The 21,160-nt window shown below is 59.3% G+C and carries 17 protein-coding genes and 1 riboswitch; of the genes, 5 read left to right on the top strand and 12 right to left on the bottom strand.

What is annotated here, in order from left to right; translation table 11 throughout:
* Position 1 precedes the first annotated feature (1 nt).
* From xylB to U5A05_RS11855, 7 genes are all read right to left on the bottom strand, one after another.
* A complete protein-coding gene (gene xylB / locus U5A05_RS11825) occupies positions 2-1,480 on the bottom strand; it encodes a xylulokinase (RefSeq protein ID WP_321836466.1) in 1,479 nt (492 codons plus the stop codon).
* Positions 1,481-1,504: 24 nt separating this feature from the next.
* Positions 1,505-2,998, bottom strand: a complete 1,494-nt coding sequence (locus U5A05_RS11830; RefSeq protein ID WP_261742245.1) for a mannitol dehydrogenase family protein — start codon at positions 2,996-2,998, stop codon at positions 1,505-1,507.
* An 18-nt stretch (positions 2,999-3,016) separates the two neighbouring features.
* Positions 3,017-4,120, bottom strand: coding sequence for an ABC transporter ATP-binding protein (locus U5A05_RS11835; protein ID WP_261742246.1), 1,104 nt, complete (start codon positions 4,118-4,120; stop codon positions 3,017-3,019).
* 22 nt (positions 4,121-4,142) lie between these two features.
* Entirely contained in the window at positions 4,143-4,976 is an 834-nt protein-coding gene (locus U5A05_RS11840) for a carbohydrate ABC transporter permease (protein ID WP_261742247.1), read from the bottom strand.
* Between the two features lie 7 nt (positions 4,977-4,983).
* Entirely contained in the window at positions 4,984-5,910 is a 927-nt protein-coding gene (locus tag U5A05_RS11845; protein WP_261742248.1) for a carbohydrate ABC transporter permease, read from the bottom strand.
* A gap of 117 nt (positions 5,911-6,027) precedes the next feature.
* Entirely contained in the window at positions 6,028-7,338 is a 1,311-nt protein-coding gene (locus U5A05_RS11850; protein ID WP_321836467.1) for an ABC transporter substrate-binding protein, read from the bottom strand.
* A 140-nt stretch (positions 7,339-7,478) separates the two neighbouring features.
* Complete coding sequence (locus U5A05_RS11855) at positions 7,479-8,414, bottom strand: AraC family transcriptional regulator (RefSeq protein WP_261742250.1); 936 nt, start codon at positions 8,412-8,414, stop codon at positions 7,479-7,481.
* Between the two features lie 80 nt (positions 8,415-8,494).
* Here U5A05_RS11855 and cobF point away from each other — a divergent pair, with 80 nt between their 5' ends.
* On the top strand, positions 8,495-9,244 hold the full coding sequence (cobF, locus tag U5A05_RS11860; RefSeq protein ID WP_261742251.1) for a precorrin-6A synthase (deacetylating): 750 nt from the start codon (positions 8,495-8,497) through the stop codon (positions 9,242-9,244).
* 17 nt (positions 9,245-9,261) lie between these two features.
* Here cobF and U5A05_RS11865 read toward each other — a convergent pair whose 3' ends face one another.
* Positions 9,262-10,560: a glycosyltransferase gene (locus tag U5A05_RS11865; RefSeq protein ID WP_321836468.1), complete on the bottom strand. Its 1,299-nt coding sequence runs from the start codon at positions 10,558-10,560 to the stop codon at positions 9,262-9,264.
* A gap of 219 nt (positions 10,561-10,779) precedes the next feature.
* A riboswitch (cobalamin riboswitch) is annotated at positions 10,780-10,976 on the top strand.
* A 94-nt stretch (positions 10,977-11,070) separates the two neighbouring features.
* On the opposite strand from U5A05_RS11865, the gene cobW reads away from it, so the two are divergent.
* The 4 genes from cobW (at position 11,071) to U5A05_RS11885 (ending at position 17,650) form a co-directional block, all read left to right on the top strand.
* On the top strand, positions 11,071-12,141 hold the full coding sequence (cobW, locus tag U5A05_RS11870; RefSeq protein ID WP_321836503.1) for a cobalamin biosynthesis protein CobW: 1,071 nt from the start codon (positions 11,071-11,073) through the stop codon (positions 12,139-12,141).
* Positions 12,142-12,144: 3 nt separating this feature from the next.
* The gene (cobN, locus tag U5A05_RS11875; protein WP_321836469.1) at positions 12,145-15,915 is read left to right on the top strand and encodes a cobaltochelatase subunit CobN; all 3,771 of its coding nucleotides are present in this window, start codon (positions 12,145-12,147) and stop codon (positions 15,913-15,915) included.
* A 62-nt stretch (positions 15,916-15,977) separates the two neighbouring features.
* A complete protein-coding gene (locus U5A05_RS11880; RefSeq protein WP_321836470.1) occupies positions 15,978-16,985 on the top strand; it encodes a magnesium chelatase ATPase subunit I in 1,008 nt (335 codons plus the stop codon).
* Positions 16,986-17,083: 98 nt separating this feature from the next.
* Complete coding sequence (locus tag U5A05_RS11885; RefSeq protein WP_315968158.1) at positions 17,084-17,650, top strand: vWA domain-containing protein; 567 nt, start codon at positions 17,084-17,086, stop codon at positions 17,648-17,650.
* A 115-nt stretch (positions 17,651-17,765) separates the two neighbouring features.
* Here the strand turns inward: U5A05_RS11885 and U5A05_RS11890 are convergent, their stop codons facing one another.
* From U5A05_RS11890 to U5A05_RS11905, 4 genes are all read right to left on the bottom strand, one after another.
* Entirely contained in the window at positions 17,766-18,032 is a 267-nt protein-coding gene (locus U5A05_RS11890; protein ID WP_261742255.1) for a hypothetical protein, read from the bottom strand.
* Between the two features lie 149 nt (positions 18,033-18,181).
* Positions 18,182-18,775 carry an AAA family ATPase gene (locus U5A05_RS11895; RefSeq protein ID WP_321836471.1) on the bottom strand — a complete coding sequence of 198 codons (594 nt, stop codon included), beginning with the start codon at positions 18,773-18,775 and terminating at the stop codon, positions 18,182-18,184.
* The gene (pnuC, locus tag U5A05_RS11900) at positions 18,772-19,335 is read right to left on the bottom strand and encodes a nicotinamide riboside transporter PnuC (protein WP_321836472.1); all 564 of its coding nucleotides are present in this window, start codon (positions 19,333-19,335) and stop codon (positions 18,772-18,774) included. Before pnuC ends, U5A05_RS11895 begins: the two co-directional genes overlap by 4 nt.
* Positions 19,336-19,500: 165 nt before the next feature.
* Positions 19,501-21,108, bottom strand: coding sequence for an ArnT family glycosyltransferase (locus U5A05_RS11905; protein WP_321836473.1), 1,608 nt, complete (start codon positions 21,106-21,108; stop codon positions 19,501-19,503).
* Between the last annotated feature and the right edge of the window lie 52 nt (positions 21,109-21,160).

Here is a 21,160-nt window from a genome sequence, read left to right on the forward strand (position 1 = left end):
ATTACTCGCTTAAGGTCGCGACCTGTTGTCGGTAGCGTCGATAGTAGTGTTCATAGGCCCGCACATTTTCGGGGGCGGGCCGGGTTTCGCTAGTGAGGTCCAGGCGCACGCAGCGCTGGCACAGCTGCGCCAGCGTTGGTGATCCTGCGCCGACACACCATGCCGCCTGGATTGCAGCGCCCAGGGCGGCGGCTTCGCTTTGCTCGGTGCAAACCACCGGGGTATCCATGATGTCGGCGACGATCTGGCGCCACAGCGGGCTTTTCGAGCCGCCGCCCACCAGCCGTATGGCGTGACTTTGCAAACCGTTATGGCGCAACAGGTCCAGACCGTAACGCAGGCCGTATGTGGTGCCTTCGATGGCCGCCCGGCACAGGTTGGCCTGGTTTAGATTGGTCAGGGTCAGCCCTTGAAAACTGCCTGTGGCGTTGGGTAGGGCGGGGACACGTTCGCCATTGAGAAACGGCAGCAGGCTGACCCCTTCAGCACCAATGGGTGACTGGCTGGCCAACCGATTGAAGGCGTCCAGCTGCAGCCCGAACAAATCGCGCACGGCGCTGGTGACATTGGTCAGGTTGAGGGTACAGATCAGAGGCAGCCAACCGCCGCTGGACGAACAGAAGCTGGCCACTGCCGCGTCGGGGCTGACCTGTGGCTGCGGATCAAAGGCATACACGGTGCCAGACGAACCCAGGCTCATGGTGATGATTCCTGGCTCGATATTGCCGGTACCGATGGCCCCCAGCATATTGTCGCCACCACCGCTGGAGACCACCGCGCTGGGGTTTAGCCCCAGTAAACCGGCAATTTCCGGGCGCAAGCAACCGACCGGTTGGTGAGACTCGATCAATTCAGGCAAGGCGCGCTCAAGACGGCCGCCAGAGTCGATATGGCGCAGTATATCGAAGTCCCACTGGCGAGTGCGCACATTGAAGTACCCAGTGCCCGAGGCGTCCCCATACTCACTGCAACAACGGCCGGTGAGCCAGAAGTTCAGGTAATCGTGGGGCAGCAGGACGTGGGCGATTTGATCGAAGATTTCAGGATGATGGATTTTGGTCCAGAGCAGCTTGGAAACCGTATACCCCGGTGCAATCACCAGGCCCAGACGCTCCAGAGAACCGGCTTCGCCCCCCAGCCATTCCAGCAGTTGCTGATTTTGTGCGGTGGACTCGGTATCGCACCAAAGTTTGGCTGGGCGCAAGACTTCGCCGTGCCTGTCCAGCAGCACCAGCCCGTGTTGCTGGCCGCTGACGCCAATACCCTGAATCTGCTGGCCGCTCACTCCGGCCTCAGCCAAGGCCTGGCGGGTGGCCTCTTGCAGTGCGTGCAGCCATTGCCCGGTGTCTTGCTCGCGGCGTCCGTGCTCGCCCTGGATCAGCGTATGCGGCGCCGCGCCCAGTCCTAAGGTCTGGCCGGACTCGCTGTCGAGAATCAGGACCTTGGTGCCCTGGGTGCCGCAGTCGATGCCTAGATACATCTTTGGAGTCCTCGGTTAAGGCAGTTAGCGAGCGCTGATCCCATCGCGGTCTATAAGCTGTTCCAGGGTTTTACTCACCCCCCGTTCACGCAAGCTGTTCAGGCACCACTCAAACGCTGCCACAAATTCCGCCGAGTGAGGAATCGTGGTGCCAAAAATCTCTTCCACCGCCAATAACCGCTGCACGATCAGCGCATCATCGGCGACCAACGCCTGACAAAATGCCGCCCGTGGATCAGGAATGGCATAGGTCTGGCCATTCTCGTCGACACCCTTGAGGTACAACGCCCACGCTGCAACCACCAGGGCCGCTCGCTTCAACTCGGCGCCATCGCTGATCAGGCGGTTAATGGTTGGGATGGTGAACTTGGGAAACTTCGACGAACCATCCGAGCAGACGCGCTCCAACTGGTCGGCAATGGCCTGGTTGGAGAAGCGCTGCACCAGGGTCTGTTTATAGGCAGCAAGGTCAATGCCGGGCACCGGTGCCAGTTGTGGGGTTACGTCCAGGTCCATATAGGCGCGCATATAGGCCACAAACAGCGGGTCGTTCATGGTCTCGTGGACGAAGCGATAGCCTTTGAGAAACCCCAGATACGTCAGCGCCAGATGACTACCATTGAGCAGTTTGATTTTCATCTCTTCGTAGGGCGTAACGTCGTCGGTAAGTTGCACGCCTACGGTTTCCCAGGCCGGGCGGCCATCGGCGAATTTGTCTTCCAGTACCCATTGGATAAACGGCTCGCAGACCACTGGCCAGGCATCGTCGATCCCCAATTGATCGTGCAGTTGCAAGCGGTGGGCGTTACTGGTCATGGGCGTGATGCGGTCGACCATCGCATTGGGGAAACTGACGTTGGCGCCAATCCAGTCATGCAAACTCGCATCGCTCAGTGCGGCATAGGCCAGCAGAGCCTTGCGTGCCACATTGCCGTTGTGTGGCAGGTTATCGCAGGACATCACGGTAAATGCCCGAACGCCGTTGGCCCGGCGTTGGCCGAGGGCGGCACAGAGCACACCAAAGACCGTTTTCGGTGCCTTGGGGTGGGCCAGGTCGTACTGGATTTGCGGCAACGCGACCATAAACTCGCCGTTGCTGTCGTCGATGCAATAACCGCCTTCGGTGATGGTCAGCGAGACGATGCGAATCGCCGGGCTTGCCAGTTTGTCGATCAGTGTTTCAATACTGTCTTCAGCCAGCAGCATGTCACTGATGGAGCCGATGACGCGGCTTTGGGTGTCGTCGCTGTCGCCCAGTTCGAACAGGGTATAGAGGTAGTCCTGTTCGGCCAGATCGTCACGCACCTTGCGGTCCTCGGAGCGCAGGCCGATACCGCAGATGCTCCAGTCCAGATCGCGGCTCTGGTTCATCAGGGCATCGGTGTAAAACGCCTGATGGGCGCGGTGAAAACCGCCCACCCCGATATGGGCGATGCCGTGCTGCGTATTGCTCGCCAGGTAGGTTGGCTTGGCCACTTTGTCGTTGAGATTGTCGAGGTTTCGGCGATTGAGTTTCATGGGTGCAATCTCATTAAATTAGGCAGCTGCGCGCAATGGGCGGGTAAGGGCCAGGCCGTCAGCATCGAATAAATGGCAATGTTCGCTGTCCAGGTGCAGGTGTAGCTGTTCGCCATAGCGGCTGGCCATATCGCCACGGATGCGCATGGTCAGCGGCTCGCCACAGGCAGTGTTGACATGGCAATAGGTGTCGCTGCCCAAGCGTTCGCCTACGTCGGCAGTGACGGTCAGGCTGCACTCACCGGGCTTGGCGAGGTTCAGGTGTTCAGGGCGAATGCCCAGGGTGACCGGGCTTCCCAAGCTCAGCGAGGGGCCGCTCAGGGGCAGTTGAATGCGGGTTCCGGCGTCCAGCTCGACTTCACAGCCCTGGCTGTCGAGGCGGCTGATCCGGCCTTTCAGAAAGCCCATTTTCGGTGTGCCCAGAAACCCGGCAACAAACAGATTTGCCGGCTGGTGATACAGATCGAGAGGTGAGCCGACCTGTTCGATTTTACCGGCATTGAGCACCACCACCTTGTCGGCCAGGGTCATGGCTTCGACCTGGTCGTGGGTCACGTAAATCATCGTCGCTTGCAGTTCCTGGTGCAGGCGCGCCAGCTCCAGGCGCATTTGTACCCGCAGTGCCGCGTCGAGGTTGGACAAGGGCTCGTCGAACAGGAAGATTTTCGGGTTGCGCACAATCGCTCGGCCAATTGCCACGCGCTGACGCTGGCCACCGGACAAGTGTTTGGGCTTGCGCTCAAGCAAGGGAGCCAGTTCAAGAATGCGCGCCGCTTCGTTGACCTTTTTCTCCACCTCGGCCTTGGGTACGCCCGCCAGATCGAGGGCAAACGACATGTTTTTACGCACGCTCATATGCGGGTACAGGGCGTAGGTCTGGAACACCATCGCCAAATCGCGCTTGGCCGGGCTGACTTCAGTGATATCGCGACCATCCAGCTCGATGGTGCCGTCAGACACTTCCTCGAGCCCGGCGATCAGGCGCAGCAGCGTGGATTTACCACAGCCCGAAGGGCCGACAAAAACCACGAACTCGCGGTCATGCACTTCAAGGTCGATACCCTTGATAATGGAAAAGCCTTCAAAACCCTTTTGCAGATTCTTGATTTTCAGGTTGGCCATGATGGGCCTCCAGTCATTATTTTTATTTAACTGCGCCAAAGGACAAGCCGCGTACCAGCTGCTTCTGGCTGATCCAGCCGAAAATCAGGATGGGCGCGCAGGCCAGGGTCGATACCGCCGACAACTTGGCCCAGAACAGACCTTCGGGGCTGGAGTAGGACGCGATCAGTGCAGTCAGCGGCGCCGCACTGGACGACGTCAGGTTCAGCGACCAGAAAGCCTCGTTCCAGCACAGGATCAACGACAGCAGCAGGGTTGAGGCCAGGCCGCCCTTGCTGATGGGCAGCAGCACTCGCACCACCTCTTGCCACAGGGTGGCACCGTCAAGGCGGGCGGCTTCGAGAATGTCCTTGGGGATGTCCTTGAAGTAGGTGTAAATCATCCACACCACAATCGGCAGGTTAATCAGGGTGTAGATGATGATCAGCGCGGTGCGCGTGTCGAGCAGGCCCAGGCTCTTGGCCAGCAGGTAGATCGGCATCAGCACGCCCACCGGCGGCAGCATTTTGGTGGAGAGCATCCACAGCAGCGTGCCCTTGGTCCGCTTGGTTTCATAGAACGCCATCGAATACGCGGCCGGGATGGCAATCAGCATGCACAGCGCGGTGGCGGTGAAGGAGATCACTACCGAGTTCCAGGCGAAGTGGAAATAGCCGCTGCGATCCTCGATATGCAGGTAGTTTTCCAGCGTCGGGGTGAAGATAAATTGCGGCGGCGTGGCGAACGCATCCAGCTCGGTTTTAAAGCTGGTCAGCACCATCCAGAAGATCGGGAAGAAGATCAGGATGGCGATGGCCCAGGCCAGGGTGCCAAGCAGCAGGCTTTGCAAGCGGCGCGATTGTTGAAGAGTCATCACTTTGCCCTCACGGCTTGTCTGTCAGGTTTTTGCCGAGCATGCGCACCAGAATGATGGCCGCGATATTGGCGATCACGACGGCAATCAAACCTCCGGCCGAGGCCATGCCCACATCGAACTGCACCAGTGCCTGGTTGTAGATCAGGTAGGCCAGGTTGGTCGATGCATAGCCGGGGCCACCGTTGGTGGTGGTGAAAATCTCGGCGAATACCGACAACAGAAAGATGGTTTCAATCATCACCACCACAGCGATCGGGCGCGCCAGGTGCGGCAGGGTCAGGTGCCAGAAAATCGCAATGGGCCCGGCGCCATCGAGGCGGGCAGCTTCTTTCTGTTCCTGGTCCAGCGACTGCATGGCAGTCATCAGGATCAGGATCGCGAAGGGCAACCATTGCCACGACACAATGATGATGATCGACAGCAGCGGGTAATGCGCCAGCCAGTCCACTGGTTGGGCGCCGAACAGCTTCCAGACGGCGGCCAGCACTCCGGAGACCGGGTGGAAAATCAGGTTTTTCCAGATCAGCGCGCCCACCGTGGGCATGATGAAAAATGGCGAGATCAGCAACACCCGCACAATCCCGCGGCCCATGAATTCGCTGGCTTCAAGCAGGGCGCTGATCAATACCCCGAGCACTACGCTGATCAGCAACACACTGCCTACCAGCAGCAGGGTATTGGTGGCCCCGGGCAGGAAGCCGGAATCGGTGAGAAAGTAGGTGAAGTTCTCCAGCCCCACAAACTGGTTTTCGCCGGGGTACAGCAGGTTGTAGCGGATCAGAGAAAAATACAGGGTCATGCCCAAGGGCACGATCATCCACAGCAGCAAGAGCGCCACTGAAGGGGTGACCAGAAACCAGCCGGGGTTGAACAGGCGGGATCGGCGAGCCGTTGGCAGGGCCTCCGGCGCTGTAATAACAGTTGAAGTTGTCATGGTGAATACACCTGAGTTGCTGTGCGTGGGAGCGAGCCTGCTTGCGAAGAAGTCGACGCGGTTTGACTGATCGCGAGCAGGCTCGCTCCCACAGGCCAATATGTGCGGTTGGCAGTGCTACTTGGGGTAACCCGCCCGTTTCATTTCGCGCTCGGTGGTTTGCTGGGCGGCTGCCAGGGCTTGATCCACTGTGGTCTGGCCGATCAGGGCAGCGCTGAACAGCTTGCCGACCTGAGTGCCCACCGCCTGAAATTCGGGGATGGTGACCAGTTGAATACCCACATAAGGCACAGGTTTGAGGGTTGGGTCCTTCGGGTTGGCAACTTTCAGGGACTCGAGGGTGACCTTGGCAAACGGCGCGGCCTTGAGGTAAGCGTCGCTGTAGGTCGAGGCGCGGGTGCCCGGTGGTACATTGGCTACGCCGTCTTTTTCGGCAACCAATGCGCCATATTCCTTGGAGGTGGCCCAGGTGCTGAAGGTTTTGGCCGCATCCTTGGCTTTGGAACTGGTGGGGATGGCTAGCGCCCAGGAGTAAAGCCAAGCGCTGCCTTTGTCGGTTACCGCGTGCGGAGCGAAGGTGAAACCAACGTGCTCAGACACCTTGCTTTGGCTGCTGTCGGTGACAAACGAACCGGCGACACTGGCATCGACCCAGATCGCGCATTTGCCGCTGTTGAACAACGCCAGGTTTTCATTGAAACCATTGCTGGTCGCGCCCGGCGGGCCTGAGGCTTTCATGGTGTTGACGTAAAAATCCAGGGCATTTTTCCATTCCGGTCCGGTGAACTCGGGCTGCCACTGTTCATTGAACCAGCGAGCCCCGTAGGCGTTGGCAATAGTGCTGATCAACGCCATGTTTTCACCCCAGCCCGCTTTGCCGCGCAGGCAGATACCGTATTGCTCCTGGGCAGGTTTGTTGAGGGTTTTGGCGAAGTCCGCGATCTGCTCCCAGGTTGGGTGTTCGGGCATGGTCAAGCCCGCGTCCTTGAACAGGTCAGTGCGGTAATAGGTCATCGAGCTTTCGGCATAGAACGGCAGGGCGTAAAGGGTGCCCTTGACCGACAAGCCGTCGCGTACCGAGGGGAACACATCATCGAGGGCATAGGTGGCGGGCAGGTCGGTCATGGGTTCGAGCCAGCCTTTGGCGCCCCAGAGTGCGGCTTCGTACATGCCGATGGTCAGCACATCGAACTGGCCGCCTTGGGTGGCAATGTCAGTGGTCAGGCGTTGGCGCAATACGTTTTCTTCCAGCACCACCCAGTTCAGCTTGATCTCGGGGTGCTCGCTCTCGAAGATTTTCGCCAGTTTTTGCATGCGGATCATGTCGCTGTTGTTGACCGTGGCGATGGTCAGGGTCTGCGCGCCCAGGCTCAAGCCGCTGAGGGTCATGCACGTAGCGACACATAACGCTTTGACAGGAATATTCATTGAGCACTCCACTTCATCGGCCAGGCGGCTTTTGAAGGACGGTTATTGTTTTTATAGCGGCTCGCAAGGGGCAAGCGCCTGGGCCGATTACAGCCCTCAATCACCGTTGTGACAAATCACTGGCAACACTCAAACCGATACTATTTTGCACTGCGCAGGCGTTCATTCAGTCCTGGATGGTTTTGCTCGGTCAAACGCTGCACCGCCAGGCGTCGATAGTGTGACGGGGTCATGCCTTTTAGTTGCTGAAAACGGCGATTGAAGTTGGAAATATTGTTGAAACCCGACTCGAAGCAGACATCGGTGACAGGTTTTTCGCCATCGGCGAGCAGCTCGCAAGACTTGCTGATACGCAAGCGATTGACGAACTCGATAAAACAGCGTCCGGTGGCCTGCTTGAATACGCGGGAAAAGTAGGTGGGTTTCATGCCCATGTAGGCGGCCACCTCTTCAAGCGGCAGCTCTCGTGCGTAGTGGCTGAAGATATAGTCCACGGCCCGGTTGGTACGGTCGATGGTCTGTTCGTCGGCGAGTTGCCCGGCCATGACCCCTGACAGCAACTGGTAGTCATCACAGTCCGCCAGCAACTCCAGCAGAATCAAAAAGTGCCCCAGACGGGTGACGCCAGTGGAACTGGCAATGCATTGCATCAGGTCCACGGCCTTGCGCAGGGTGGCTTTGCAGCGAAACTCGATGCCGTAGTGGGAGCGCTCCAGCATCGGCGTCAGTGTTTTAAGCTCGGTAAACACTGATGCGGCGCCTTCGAGCAACTCATCGGTGAAATTCACCAGCATGTCGCGCGTGCTGATTACTTCGCCCTCGGTGATCTGGCTGATCCAGTTATGGGGCAGGTTGGGGCCGGTGAGGAACAATGTATCGGGGTAGAAATTGCCGATATAGTCGCCCACAAACACTTTGCCGCTGCTGGCGACAATCAGGTGCAGCTCGTATTCCTTGTGAAAGTGCCAGCGCACCAAGGGGCAGGGAAAACCATGCTGGCGATATATGATCGACAAGCCATTGTGGTCGTCCATCAGTTCGTAAGACGGGTCTGTAGCTCTGGCGAGTCGAGTCATGGGCTTAACCGTTTCAGGTTTTCTTGTTCCGGCGATGATGCCGTCTTCTCAAGCTTCCTGCCAGTCAAGGATAAAACGCGATGAAAACACTGTTGTTGATAGGGATGGGCGCTGGCGACCCTGAACACATCACCGTGCAGGCAATCAATGCGCTGAACCGCGTCGCCGTTTTTTTTGTGCTGGATAAGGGGCAGGCCACTGAAGACCTGGTGCGCCTGCGGCTGGAAATCTGCGAGCGCTATATTCGTGAGCCGGATTACCGCGTGGTGCAGGTCAGCGACCCCAAGCGCAACAACTCAACGCCTTCGTACACTCAGGGGGTTGAGGACTGGCATGAGCAGCGGGCCGAAGTGTTCACGAACTTGATCGAGAACCAGTTGGGCGAAGGTGAGTGCGGTGCATTCCTGCTGTGGGGTGAGCCGGGCTTGTACGACAGCACCTTGCGTATTTTGGATCGGGTACGGGCCAATGGCTGCAGCGGTTTCGACTATCAGGTGATTCCGGGCATCAGCAGTGTTCAGGCTTTGGCGGCGCGGCATCGGGTGCCGCTCAATGACATAGGCCAGCCGATTCGTATCACCACGGGTCGGCGTCTGGTGGCCGAAGACCTCGATAATGTGGTGGTGATGCTCGATGCCAACTGCGCGTTCCAGGCCTTTATCGATGAGGATCTGGATATTTACTGGGGCGCGTATATAGGCACTGCGGACGAGATTTTGATTGCCGGCAAGCTGGCTGACGTGTGTGAGCAGATCAAGCAAACCCGTGAAGCTGCACGCCAGCGCAAGGGTTGGATCATGGATACCTACCTGCTCAGGCGTACACACTGACCTACTGGTGGGGTCTTTTAGACGGTGCTTGGACGGTTCTTGGCTTCGATCCACTGCGACATGTATTGGGTACTTTTGTGCTGGTGATGACGCAGCATCGCCCCGGTAAAGTTGTTGCGCCGATGTTGCTCAAGCCCCGCGCGGCAGGCTTCGATGCGCTGCACCAGCGCCGGGCCGTGTTTGCTTTGCAGGTAGCGGGCCTCAAGCAATGCCTGGCCATGGCGTTGGGCCTGATGCCAGGATTCGGAGTTCTGGTACAGCTCAACCGCAGCCGCGGCAATCGCGCTGGCACTCTGTTCGATGGCGCCGGCCCACGGCAAATCGCCGTGCATGCCTTCGGCGCCCACCGGGGTGGTCACGTTGGGGGTTCCGCAAAGCATGGCGTCAGCAATCTTGCCCTTGATCCCCGCGCCAAATCGCAGCGGAGCCATGCAAATGCGCGCATTGCTCATCACTTCAAGGGCATCTTCAGCCCAGTTGAGCACGTGAAAACCCTGCGCCGGATTGTGCAACGCGGTGGCTTTAGGTGGGGTATAAGCACCGTAGACATGCAGTTGTGCTGTCGGCAGTTGCTGGCGGATCAGGGGCCAGATATGAGTCTTCATCCATAGCACCGCGTCCCAGTTCGGCGCATGACGAAAGTTGCCGATGCTCAGGAAGTGCTGGCGCTGTTCATAGGGCACGAACTCGGCGGGCACGCTGTCGACCATCAGCGGGCACCAGTGCAGCAGGGCCTTGGGTACATGGAACTGCTCGACCAGCAGGTCGATCTCGTATTCGGAAATCATCAGGTTCAGGTCGCTGCGATAGATCGCGGCGATTTCCCGTTGTGCCAGATCAGCGTCTGCCATCTGTTCGAAAGTTTCGCGTTGCGCAGGGGCGAACAGGCTGCTGAAGTCGTCCTGTTCGGTGTTTTGCTTGAGGCGCGCCTTGAGCTGTTGCTGACGGGCGTCACGCAGGCTTTGCAGGTCGGAGGTTTCCAGCACGCGCAAGGCCTGCGGGCAATGCTTCTCGACACGCCAGCCAAACTGCTCCTCCATCATGAATCGGTCGAACAGCACGATATCCGGGGCCAGTTCAGTGATAAAGGCATCAAAGCTGCTGTTATTGAGTTCGATGGTCACTTCATCGATGCCCAGCACAGCCAGGTCGGCCTTGTGCTCGCCGATACCGGCCGGGCTGCTGAAGGTGATCTGCCAGCCTTGCTGCAAAAAGCTCTCGATGATTTGCATCATGTGCCCGCCTGCCGCCGAAGAGCGCGGTTCAGGCCACACGTAACCAATAATCAGGACGTGGGTCGGTTTAGAGGCGGGCATGGGCAGATCCTTGAAGCGTGGCGGCTGAAAAAAGGCGGCAATTAAACCACAACTCATGAGCCAGCACCGTAGCCGCAGCCTCGCTCCTCAGCGACAGAGATACTTCAATTGTGGGAGTGAGCCTGCTCGCGAAGAGCATTCGCGAACAGGCTCACTCCCATAAGGGGCTTGACCCGCAATAGAGTATCTACAGCGTGTTGACCTGTTACAAAGCACTGCGTAGCCTTGCGGGTTCGAGGTTCTTCGCCACGCGAAGCTAAGAAGGGAACGCGGTATGCCGCGGCTGCCCCCGCAACTGTAAACGGTCATTGACCCTGCAATGCCACTGCCTCACAGGCGGGAAGGCGCAGGGTTGTGCATCATCAGCTTGATGCACAGCCGTAAGCCAGGAGACCTGCCTCGTGACAGATTCTTACTTCAACCGGGCGGGGTGATCCGGTGGCGAAGACTGACCGCGCTCTGCCTGCGGTCGTCGTCCCGTATGCCCGCCGCTTTGCCAAAGGGCATCCGATGAAAACACTGGCCAAAACCCCTGTCACGATCGTTACCGGCTTTCTCGGTTCGGGCAAAACCACGTTGCTCCGTCATATGCTCGATAACGCTCAGGGCCGCCGCATCGCCGTGATCGTTAATGAGTTCGGTGAGCTGGGCATCGACGGCGAAATCCTCAAGCAGTGCAGCATCGGTTGCACCGAAGAAGAAGCCAACGGTCGTGTTTATGAACTGGCTAACGGCTGCCTGTGCTGCACCGTGCAGGAAGAATTCTTCCCGGTGATGCGCGAGCTGGTGGCGCGTCGTGGCGATATCGACCATATCCTGATCGAAACCTCGGGCCTGGCCCTGCCCAAACCACTGGTTCAGGCCTTCCAGTGGCCGGAAATCCGCAGCGCCTGCACCGTTGATGCGGTGATTACCGTGGTCGACAGCCCGGCTGTGGCCGCTGGCACTTTTGCGGCGTTCCCGGATCAGGTGGATGCCCAACGCAAACTTGATCCGAACCTGGATCACGAGTCGCCGCTGCACGAACTGTTTGCTGACCAACTGGCCAGCGCCGACCTGGTTATCCTCAACAAGGCTGATCTGATCAGCCCTGAAGACCTGGCAAAAGTACGTGCCGAAGTTTTTGAAGAACTGCCGCCTGCGGTCAAGATCATCGAAGCCAGCAGCGGCCGCTTGCCACTGGACGTATTGCTGGGCTTGGGCGCAGGTTCGGAAGATCATATCGATGGCCGCCACAGCCACCACGACCATCACCACGACGGCGATGACGACCACGATGATCACGACCATGATGCCTTCGACTCGATTTCCATCGAGCTGCCACAGGGCGAAGAACGCGTATTGATGGAAGCCCTGACCCAACTGGTGGTCAAGCACGGGATTCTGCGGATCAAAGGCTTTGCCGCAATCCCGGGCAAGCCGATGCGTTTGCTGATCCAGGGGGTGGGCACACGCTTTGACAAGCACTTCGACCGCGCCTGGGGCAGCGATGAAGCGCGCACCACCAAACTGGTACTGATCGGCCAGGATCTGGACGCGGCACTGCTTGAATCCACCTTGCGTACAGCGTTGAGCGTATAAGCCATGCATTTGCTCAGGACCCAGCCCGGTGGCTTTGTATCGGACGACAATATTGCCGATTTAGGCCAGACCCCCGCCGAGTTGGTGATCCTGTGCAGTGGTGATTCAAGCCTGGCACTGCTGGCCGAAGCGGCGCAGCAGTTGCCTGAAGATTATCCAAGCCTGCGTCTGGCCAACCCGATGCAGGTGCAAAACCATGGTTCAGTCGATTTATATTTCGATGAGGTGCTGCAGCACGCCAAGGTGATTTTGCTGTCGTTACACGGCGGTATTGGCTATTGGCGCTACGGTATCGAGCGTCTGGTGCAATTGGCCGAGCGCGGCGTGACCCTGATTCTGGTGCCCGGCGACGACCGCCCCGACCCGGAACTCAGCGCACTGAGCACCGTGCCCGTTGAACAGGGCGAGCGGCTCTGGCATTTTTTGCGTCAGGGCGGGCGGCATAACGCCTTGCAACTCTATCGTTGCCTGGCCAGTCAGTGGCTGGGCCGCGATTATGAGTGGGACGAGCCGCAAACCTTGCCGCGCACCGCGATTTATCATCCGCAGCACTCCAGCGCCGAGCTCAAGAACTGGCAGGCCGACTGGCAAACTGGGCAACCGGTGGCGGCGCTGTTGTTCTATCGCTCACACCTGCAGGCTGCCAACACCGCATTCGTCGATGTGTTTTGCCAGCGGCTGCAGGCCGCCGGGCTGAATCCGTTGCCGATTGCCGTGGCCAGTCTCAAGGAGCCGGGGTGCCTGGCGGTGGTGCAGGACTTGTTGGATGACGTCGAGGCCGGGGTCATTCTCAACACCACAGGCTTTGCCCAATCGAGCCCAGAAGCCCCGCACCTGCGTCCGTTTCGGCGCAATATTCCGGTGATTCAGGCCATTTGCGCCCAAGACAACGAACCCGGCTGGCAAGCCAGTGAACAGGGGTTGGGGCCGCGCGATCTGGCGATGCATATTGCTTTGCCCGAACTGGATGGGCGAATTATCAGCCGTCCAGTCAGTTTCAAGGACCTGGCATGGCGCAGTGAGCGCAGCCAGTCGGATGTGGTGTGTTATCGCGCCCACCCCGAGCGCATGGACTTTGTCGCAGAGCTGGCGCGGCGCTGGGTTGAGCTGGGCCGTGTGGCCAACCCGCAAAAACGTATTGCGCTGATCCTGGCCAACTACCCGACCCGCGATGGCCGGATTGGTAACGGTGTGGGGCTGGATACACCGGCGGCGGCGCTGAACATTTTGCGTGCCTTGCAGGCCCAGGGTTATCCCGTGGACTGCGAACTGCCTGAAACCGGCACTGCACTGATTCAAGCCTTGCTGGGAGGGGTCAGCAATGACCTCGACAGTCTCGATCTGCGCCCGTGCATGCAGAGCCTGGCTCTGGATGAGTACCTGGCGATGTTCAATCGTCTGCCTGAGGCCAATCGTCAGGCAGTGACCGAGCGCTGGGGAGGGCCGCAGAACGATCCGATGTTTCGCAGCGGTCGGTTGATGATTGCCGGGCTGCGTTTTGGCCTGACGTTTGTCGGTATTCAACCGGCGCGGGGTTATCAGGTGGATGCCAGTGCGGTGTACCACGACCCGGACCTGGTGCCGCCCCATGCTTATCTGGCGTTCTACTTCTGGCTGCGCAATACCTATGGTGCCCATGCGGTGGTGCATGTGGGCAAGCACGGCAATCTGGAGTGGCTGCCGGGCAAGGGCGTGGGGCTATCCCAAAACTGCTGGCCGGACGCAATTTTGGGGCCGATGCCCAACGTCTACCCCTTTATTGTCAATGATCCGGGCGAGGGTGCCCAGGCCAAGCGCCGTACGCAGGCGGTGATCATCGATCATCTGATGCCGCCGCTGACCCGTGCCGAAACCTACGGGCCGCTGCGTAATCTGGAGTTGCTGGCCGACGAGTATTACGAAGCGCAGTTACTTGATCCACGTCGCGCCCGCGAGCTGCAGCGCGACATTCTTGCGTTGGTACGTGAAACCCGCATCGACCGCGAGCTGCAACTGGACGAGAAGCTGGACAGTGACGCAGATGCGGCGATCTGGCTACCGCGGCTCGACACCTATCTGTGTGACCTTAAAGAGTCGCAAATCCGTGACGGGCTGCATATCTTCGGTGAATCGCCAGCCGGGCGCCTGCGTATTGACACGCTGCTGGCGTTATTGCGCATCCCCCGTGGTGATGGCCGTGGCGCGCAATCGAGTGTGCTGCGGGCACTGGCCAAAGCCTTTGAGCTGGGCTTTGACCCGTTGGACTGCGCGTTGGCCGAACCCTGGACAGCACGTCAGCCTCGCGTGTTGCAGGCCATCAGCGCCGAGCTTTGGCGTACAGCCGGAGACACTCGCGAGCGTCTGGAATTGTACGCTGCGCAACTGATCGAACAGGCTTTACAGGGCACCCTGCAACTGCCCGATACCGCGCAATGGGCCGAGGTTCGGGCAATTTTCGACGCCTTGCTTGAGGTCGTGGCCCCGCGTCTGGATGCCTGCGGCCCAGCCGAGATGCAGGGCCTGCTGGATGCCCTGGCCGGGCGCTTTGTACCGGCAGGCCCCAGCGGTGCACCGAGTCGTGGGCGGCTGGATGTACTGCCGACTGGGCGCAACTTCTTTTCGGTGGATGTGCGCAACCTGCCCACGACCACGGCTTGGCGGATAGGTTTTCAGTCGGCCAACCTGATTCTTGAGCGTCACCTGCAGGACCACGGCGACCATCTGCGCCAGTTGGGTCTGTCGGTGTGGGGCACGGCGACCATGCGTACCGGCGGTGATGATATCGCCCAGGCCATGGCACTGATGGGCGTGCGCCCGGTATGGGCCACCGGTAGCCAGCGGGTGGATGACTTTGAAATCCTCCCGGTCAGCCTGCTGGACCGCCCGCGAGTGGATGTAACCTTGCGCGTGTCGGGTTTTTTCCGCGATGCGTTTGCCAACCTGATTCGCCTGTTCGATGCTGCCGTACAAGCCGTGGCGGCACTGGACGAGCCAGATGATCTGAACCCGTTGGCGGCCAAGGTCCGTACTGAGCGCGAACAGCTTGAGCGCGATGGCCTCGCGCCTGAACTGGCGGCGCGCCAGGCAGGTTGGCGGGTGTTTGGCGCCAAGCCCGGTGCTTACGGCGCGGGTGTCCAGAACGCGATAGATGGCCGCTTGTGGGAAAGCCGTGATGACTTGGCGCAGGTCTATCTGAACTGGGGTGGGTATGCCTATGGCGGCGCCGATGAGGGCACTGCGGCACGCGGCCAGTTCGCCCAGCGCCTGGGACAAATGCAGGCAGTGGTACAGAATCAGGACAATCGTGAGCACGATTTGCTCGATTCCAACGACTATTACCAGTTCCAGGGCGGCATGCTGGCTGCGGTCGAAAGTTTGAGCGGGCAGGCGGCGGCCAGTTACCACGGTGATCACAGCCAGCCGGACTTGCCGAAAATCCGCACGCTCAAGGAAGAGCTGAACCGGGTGATCCGCTCCAGGGCGGCCAACCCGAAATGGATCGACGGGGTCAAGCGGCATGGCTATAAAGGCGCGTTCGAAATGGCCGCGACCCTGGACAACCTGTTTGCCTTTGATGCGACCACGCATTTGATCGACGACCACCAGTACGCCCTGCTTGCGGATGCTTATTTGCTGGACCCGGATACCCGCGAGTTTGTGCGCCAGCACAACCCGCATGCCTTGCGCGACATGACTGAGCGTTTGCTCGAAGCTCAGCAGCGCGGGCTCTGGAGCGAGCCAGGCGAGTACCAAGCGGCGCTGGAAAACCTGTTGCTGGATATAGAAGAAGAGTGACAGGGCTGGGGTGAGGGGCTTTTTGAAGTGGATCAATATTCTAAAATTTGGAACCCGAAAACATGACTGACACCCCGCATTTCCCGTTATCGGCGGTGGTCGGCGCGGACTCTTTGAAGCTTGCGCTGTGCCTGACAGCCATCGACCCGAAAATTGGCGGGGTACTGATCGAAGGGCCGCGAGGCATGGCCAAATCGACCCTGGCCCGTGGTCTGGCTGATCTGCTCGCCAGCGGTCAGTTCGTCACTTTGCCTCTGGGCGCCACCGAAGAGCGTCTGGTCGGCACCCTCGATCTGGACGCGGCGCTGGGGCAGGGCAAGGCGCAGTTTTCCCCAGGCGTACTGGCCAAGGCCAATGGTGGTGTGCTGTATGTCGATGAAGTGAATCTGCTCGCTGACCATCTGGTGGATGTGCTGCTGGATGTCGCAGCAAGCGGCACCAACCTGGTCGAGCGCGATGGCATTTCCCATCGGCACGCGGCGCGCTTTGTTCTGATTGGCACCATGAACCCGGAAGAGGGAGAGTTACGCCCTCAACTGCTCGACCGTTTTGGTTTGAACGTGGCCATGAGCGGCCAGCCTCAACCGGCTGAACGCGGCGAAATCATCCGCCGTCGCCTGGACTTTGACGCTGACCCGCAAGGGTTTTGCGCGCAGTGGGAAACGGCACAGACAGCTTTGCGCCTGCGTTGCCAGCAGGCCCGTGAATTGCTGAACAGCATTGCGCTGGATGATCAGTCCCTGGCGATGATTACCGAGCGCTGCTTTGCCGCTGCGGTCGACGGCATGCGTGCCGATCTGGTGTGGCTGCGTGCTGCGCGGGCGCATGCCGCATGGCACGGAGCAATGGCGATCAGCCTGGAAGATATCGATGCCGTGGCCGAGTTTGCCTTGCGCCATCGGCGTCGCGCGCAAACGGGGCAGGCACCGACACCTGAACCGCCGCAGTCGCAACCGCAATCCAGCAGCGCTTCGCCCGGTTCGGGGCAGGGCCAGTGGGGTGAACTGCCAGCACAAGCCCAGGCATTGGGTGCGCGCCGAGAAGTGCCGAGCTGGCCAAAAAAGCCCTAGGCATTCGCCCTCGATCTGTTGCGGGGGCGGATGCCAGACCCCGGCCAGGGCAACTCGCCACGGGCAAGCAGGGGGCCAGTCGCAGTGCTGGTAGCGGAATGATCGACTGGGTACAGACTTTGCTGCGTGGGCGTCCACGTCAGCGTGCCGATCTGGCCTGGAAAACCCGGCAAAGTGCTGCCCAGGAACTGTGGCTGGTTGTGGTCGATGCATCGGCCTCGACCCGGCGGCATCAGGCCCTGAGTGACGCCAAGGGGCTGTTGGCGCAATTGTTTGAGGATGCTTATCGACAACGTGCCCGTGTCGCGGTCATGACGGCCAGCGGGCAGACTGCGCAGTGGCAAGTCAGTGGTGCCAAGGCATCCTCAGCCTTGAATGCGTGGCTGCAAGCATTGGGGGCGGGGGGCGGCACGCCGTTACTGGAAGCTTTGCAGGAAGTTGCCAAATGGCTTGAGATGCGGCGCAAACACTACCCGCAAGAGCAGCAGCGCTTTTTACTGCTGACCGATGGCCGTTTGAAACAGTGGTCAGGGATGCCCGCAATAGACTGCCCGGGGCTGTTGATCGATATCGAGAGAGGCCCGATTCGACTGGGTCGCTCGCGTCAGATGGCGACGGAGCTGAATGTCGACTATCAGCATATTGACGGGTTGGAACCCGTGTAAACATGGTTAACCCGCTGTGGGAGCGGTGCTGCGACGAAACGCATTGATTTTGCTGGAAGACCGTTGCGTTTCAATCGCGAGCAAACCCGTTCCCACGTATCAGCTGTGCAGCTGATTACGCTGGCATGACCCAAGGCTGCAGGGTGTAGCCTTCGCTGCTGATTTCAGCGCGGGCTTGTGCCAGCAGGCTTTCGAGCTGGGCAGCGTCTGCGCAGGCGCTGCGCGGGATCTGTTTGCGGCCGATACGGGTGTTGGTGCGGTCAATGACAGTCAGGCTCAATTCGCCGTTGCCATCTTGGGCAGCCCATGCGACGCATTGAAAAGGTTCAAAGGCGTGGCCGGCAATCAAAAGTGCTTCGTTGAAACGGAGCGGGGCGTTCATAGGGTCGTCTCTCTGGTGTGCCCATCAAGTGATTAACCGTCGGCTGGGCGTACCGTTCGGTTGGTTACTTGTACTGATGACTTCAGACCCGTATCAGGTCACACACTTTCGTCACTTTTTTAAAACTTTCTTGACCGGACTGATCCAAGTCAATTTTCAGGCTGTGTCACATCTTGAGCGTAGCTGGCTATTGGCCTTGTTGGTAACCCGCAATCGATTTTGCTCGCCAGCAATCGCTCAACCGCCGCGCAAGCCTGTTGCTGACGAGCCTGCCAGTCGCCGGCAATCACGAGCATGGGTTGCTGATGCTGTTCGAGCCACTGGCGGCTGGCACTGAAAAACGCTTGGCGCTCAGCCAGGGAGGGTTGGCAGCGTTGGCCATCAGCTGTCCACTCCACACCTTCGGGGGACAGCAGTAAATGCAGGTCGTAATGACGGCTCAACAACTCAGGCTCAAGCCAGGAGGGACAGTCGCCAAACAGGGTCTGGCTCCACAGGATATTACTCAGCAGATGAGTGTCCAGAATCAGCAATTCGGGCTGTCTGGCACGGGCTTGATCTTCCCATTGAAGCTGGCCGCGGGCGATGGCCGGGATGTCCGCCAGGCAGGTATCCCGAGGGTTTTGCTCGATAAAGTAACGAACGTATTCGCCCACCAAAATGCCGCCAAAACGCTGCTGCAATAGCGCCGACAACCAGCTTTTACCGCTCGACTCGGGCCCTGCCAGCACCAATACCTTCATGTCCGTAGCGCCGGGTCGCGGTGCCAGTCACGCAAGCCTTGAATGGCAATCACGGTAAACAGCGCGTAGAGACCGGCGGTCAGGTACAGATCCTGATAGGCGAAAAAACCGATGTAAAGCACGTCTATCACGCACCACAGGGCCCAGCACTGCAGGCGTTTTTGGGCCATCCACAATTGCGCAACCAGGCTGAAAGCCGTCAGCGTGGCATCGGACCAGGGGAAATCGGAGTCTGTCCAATGGGCCATTGCGGCGCCCAGTGCAACACTGCCCATGGCGCCTATAGCCAAGCCTGCAAGGACTTGCAAGGTGCTTAATCGAGAGACTACGCGGCCTTCATGTTGTGCGCCGGTGCGAGTCCACTGCCACCAGCCATAGACTTGCAATAGCGCAAAAAACACCTGCAGCAGCATGCCTGAATACAGCTTGATCTCGAAAAAGATCCAGCTGTAAAGCAGCACCATTACCAGGCCAATGGGCCAGCACCAGGGGTTTTGTTTGACTGTTAACCAGACGGCAATGACGCCGAGTGCGGCGGCAAACAGTTCAAGCCCTGACATTGGGATTCCTTGGAAGAAAGAAGAGGGCGCAGATTGTACCTGCAGGCGCAATGTTTGTGGGCGTAACTGCACGCGATACGCGGTATGTAGATACTCTGTGCCAAAGTGGGAGCGAGCCTGCTCGCGAATGTTTTTCGCGAGCAGGCTCGCTCCCACGCCTTGCAATCAAGGCAGATGCAGCAACACGTAATCGTTCTTGTCGAAACGCCCGCTGAGTGCCGGAGCCATGTTGCCCAGCTCGCTGCCTTGCAAGGCCTGATAGTCCTTGCGGTCCATGACGATCCAGGCCGGAGATGGCAATGCTGTCAGCTCGGCGGGCGATTGGGTGAACAGCGGCAGCAGATCGCGGTCAACGTTGACCATGAACTTGATCGCCTTCGCATCCTTGCCCATGCCGTGCAGCACCACAGGAGCCGGCGCCTGATCGATCAGTTGCATAGCCTTTAAAGTAAAGGTGCGGGTGTCATACAGGCTGCGTTCAGCGGGTTCAAACACCGTGATATAGCTGCTCCACAGTGCCAGTACCGCACACGCCGCCAGTCCTGCAACCCGCCATTGGGCCTTGAACAGCAGGCCCAGGGCCAGAACTTGCAGTACCGCGAGGATGACGAAAGTAGCAGTCAATGACGGCAGCTGTTCGCCAAACCGCTGGCGTACCACCACCAGACCGACAATCAGCAAGCCTGGCAGCAGCAAGAACAGGCCTTGAATCAACCCGCGCAAGACCCCAAACACCCGTCCGCTCATGACCTGAAACGGATACGCCGCAATGATGGCCGCCATCGGCAACATGGGCAGCAGATAGCGGGCTTTTTTCGCCTGGGGAATCGACAGCCCTATCATCACTACCAGAGCAGCTGCAACGCAGTATTTGACCAGTTGCAAGGCTGGCCCCGAGTGCTTGCGCCCGGCAACCAGAATCGCCACCAGCACTACAACGGCTAGCGGATAGGCCAGCGCATAGTTGCCCATCGAGCTGGTGAAGTAATACAGCACGCTGCTCGCGCCTTCAGTGCCGTCCATGCGCCCGGTAACTTGCATGCGGATCACTTCGTGGACAAAGGCTTCGCCACCACTGATCCAGGCCAACATCAGCAATGTGCCAATGCACAGCACCAGCAGTGCCAGCGCTTGTAGCCCAAATCTGATCAGGCGGCGCCACTGGCCGTTGAGCAGGTAGTAACTGCACAGAATGCCGGTAGGGATCACCAGGCCGATCGGGCCGCGAATGGCAAACCCCAGCACCAGCAGGGCCAGTAGCCAGAAATGACGGCGTGGCGTGCCAAAGTGATCGTGGGAATAGGCTAGGTAAAATGCACTGAAGCTCACGGCTGCAAGCATTTGGTCCAGCGAAACAGCCCGGGTTTCGGTGATAAAGGTCATGCTCAGTAACAGCAAGGCCACGCTGACCAGCGCCCAGGTTGTCGATTGCGGCGCAACCAGGCGGTACATCAACGTCACCAGCGTTGCGCTGGCAATGGCCGTTGGTAGCCATGCAGTCAGGCTGGTGACTTTGCCAAAGGGCAGCGCCAGTAACCAGGTAAATACCGTGGAAGTAGCGCTGTAGTCCGCATAGGGTTGGCCATAGGTGGTCGGGAAAAAACCGGGGCCATGGCGCAGCATTTCGTTAGCAAACATGACAAAGCGCGAATCAAAGCCTATCGCCGCCTCTTGATGGTTGCCCAGGATAAACAGCAGCAAAGCGAATGCACCCAGAATCAGGGATTGCCTGCGCAGGGTGAGCAAAGCTGTGTCGTTGAAGTCGGCAGGCATCTCGAGTCTCCTTGACTCATCAGGGCGCATAAAAAAGCGCCGCCACTGTTAC

Origin of the sequence: Pseudomonas kulmbachensis, from assembly GCF_963681935.1 — a bacterium.
GTDB classification, from domain to species: domain Bacteria; phylum Pseudomonadota; class Gammaproteobacteria; order Pseudomonadales; family Pseudomonadaceae; genus Aquipseudomonas; species Aquipseudomonas kulmbachensis.

Excerpts from the sequence above, each read along its gene's own strand:
- xylB (WP_321836466.1), bottom strand. The coding sequence starts at position 1,480 with ATGTATCTAGGCATCGACTGCGGCACCCAGGGCACCAAGGTCCTGATT.
- U5A05_RS11830 (WP_261742245.1), bottom strand. The coding sequence starts at position 2,998 with ATGAAACTCAATCGCCGAAACCTCGACAATCTCAACGACAAAGTGGCC.
- U5A05_RS11835 (WP_261742246.1), bottom strand. The coding sequence starts at position 4,120 with ATGGCCAACCTGAAAATCAAGAATCTGCAAAAGGGTTTTGAAGGCTTT.
- U5A05_RS11845 (WP_261742248.1), bottom strand. The coding sequence starts at position 5,910 with ATGACAACTTCAACTGTTATTACAGCGCCGGAGGCCCTGCCAACGGCT.
- U5A05_RS11850 (WP_321836467.1), bottom strand. The coding sequence starts at position 7,338 with ATGAATATTCCTGTCAAAGCGTTATGTGTCGCTACGTGCATGACCCTC.
- U5A05_RS11855 (WP_261742250.1), bottom strand. The coding sequence starts at position 8,414 with ATGACTCGACTCGCCAGAGCTACAGACCCGTCTTACGAACTGATGGAC.
- cobF (WP_261742251.1), top strand. The coding sequence starts at position 8,495 with ATGAAAACACTGTTGTTGATAGGGATGGGCGCTGGCGACCCTGAACAC.
- U5A05_RS11865 (WP_321836468.1), bottom strand. The coding sequence starts at position 10,560 with ATGCCCGCCTCTAAACCGACCCACGTCCTGATTATTGGTTACGTGTGG.
- cobW (WP_321836503.1), top strand. The coding sequence starts at position 11,071 with ATGAAAACACTGGCCAAAACCCCTGTCACGATCGTTACCGGCTTTCTC.
- cobN (WP_321836469.1), top strand. The coding sequence starts at position 12,145 with ATGCATTTGCTCAGGACCCAGCCCGGTGGCTTTGTATCGGACGACAAT.
- U5A05_RS11880 (WP_321836470.1), top strand. The coding sequence starts at position 15,978 with ATGACTGACACCCCGCATTTCCCGTTATCGGCGGTGGTCGGCGCGGAC.
- U5A05_RS11885 (WP_315968158.1), top strand. The coding sequence starts at position 17,084 with ATGATCGACTGGGTACAGACTTTGCTGCGTGGGCGTCCACGTCAGCGT.
- U5A05_RS11890 (WP_261742255.1), bottom strand. The coding sequence starts at position 18,032 with ATGAACGCCCCGCTCCGTTTCAACGAAGCACTTTTGATTGCCGGCCAC.
- U5A05_RS11895 (WP_321836471.1), bottom strand. The coding sequence starts at position 18,775 with ATGAAGGTATTGGTGCTGGCAGGGCCCGAGTCGAGCGGTAAAAGCTGG.
- pnuC (WP_321836472.1), bottom strand. The coding sequence starts at position 19,335 with ATGTCAGGGCTTGAACTGTTTGCCGCCGCACTCGGCGTCATTGCCGTC.
- U5A05_RS11905 (WP_321836473.1), bottom strand. The coding sequence starts at position 21,108 with ATGCCTGCCGACTTCAACGACACAGCTTTGCTCACCCTGCGCAGGCAA.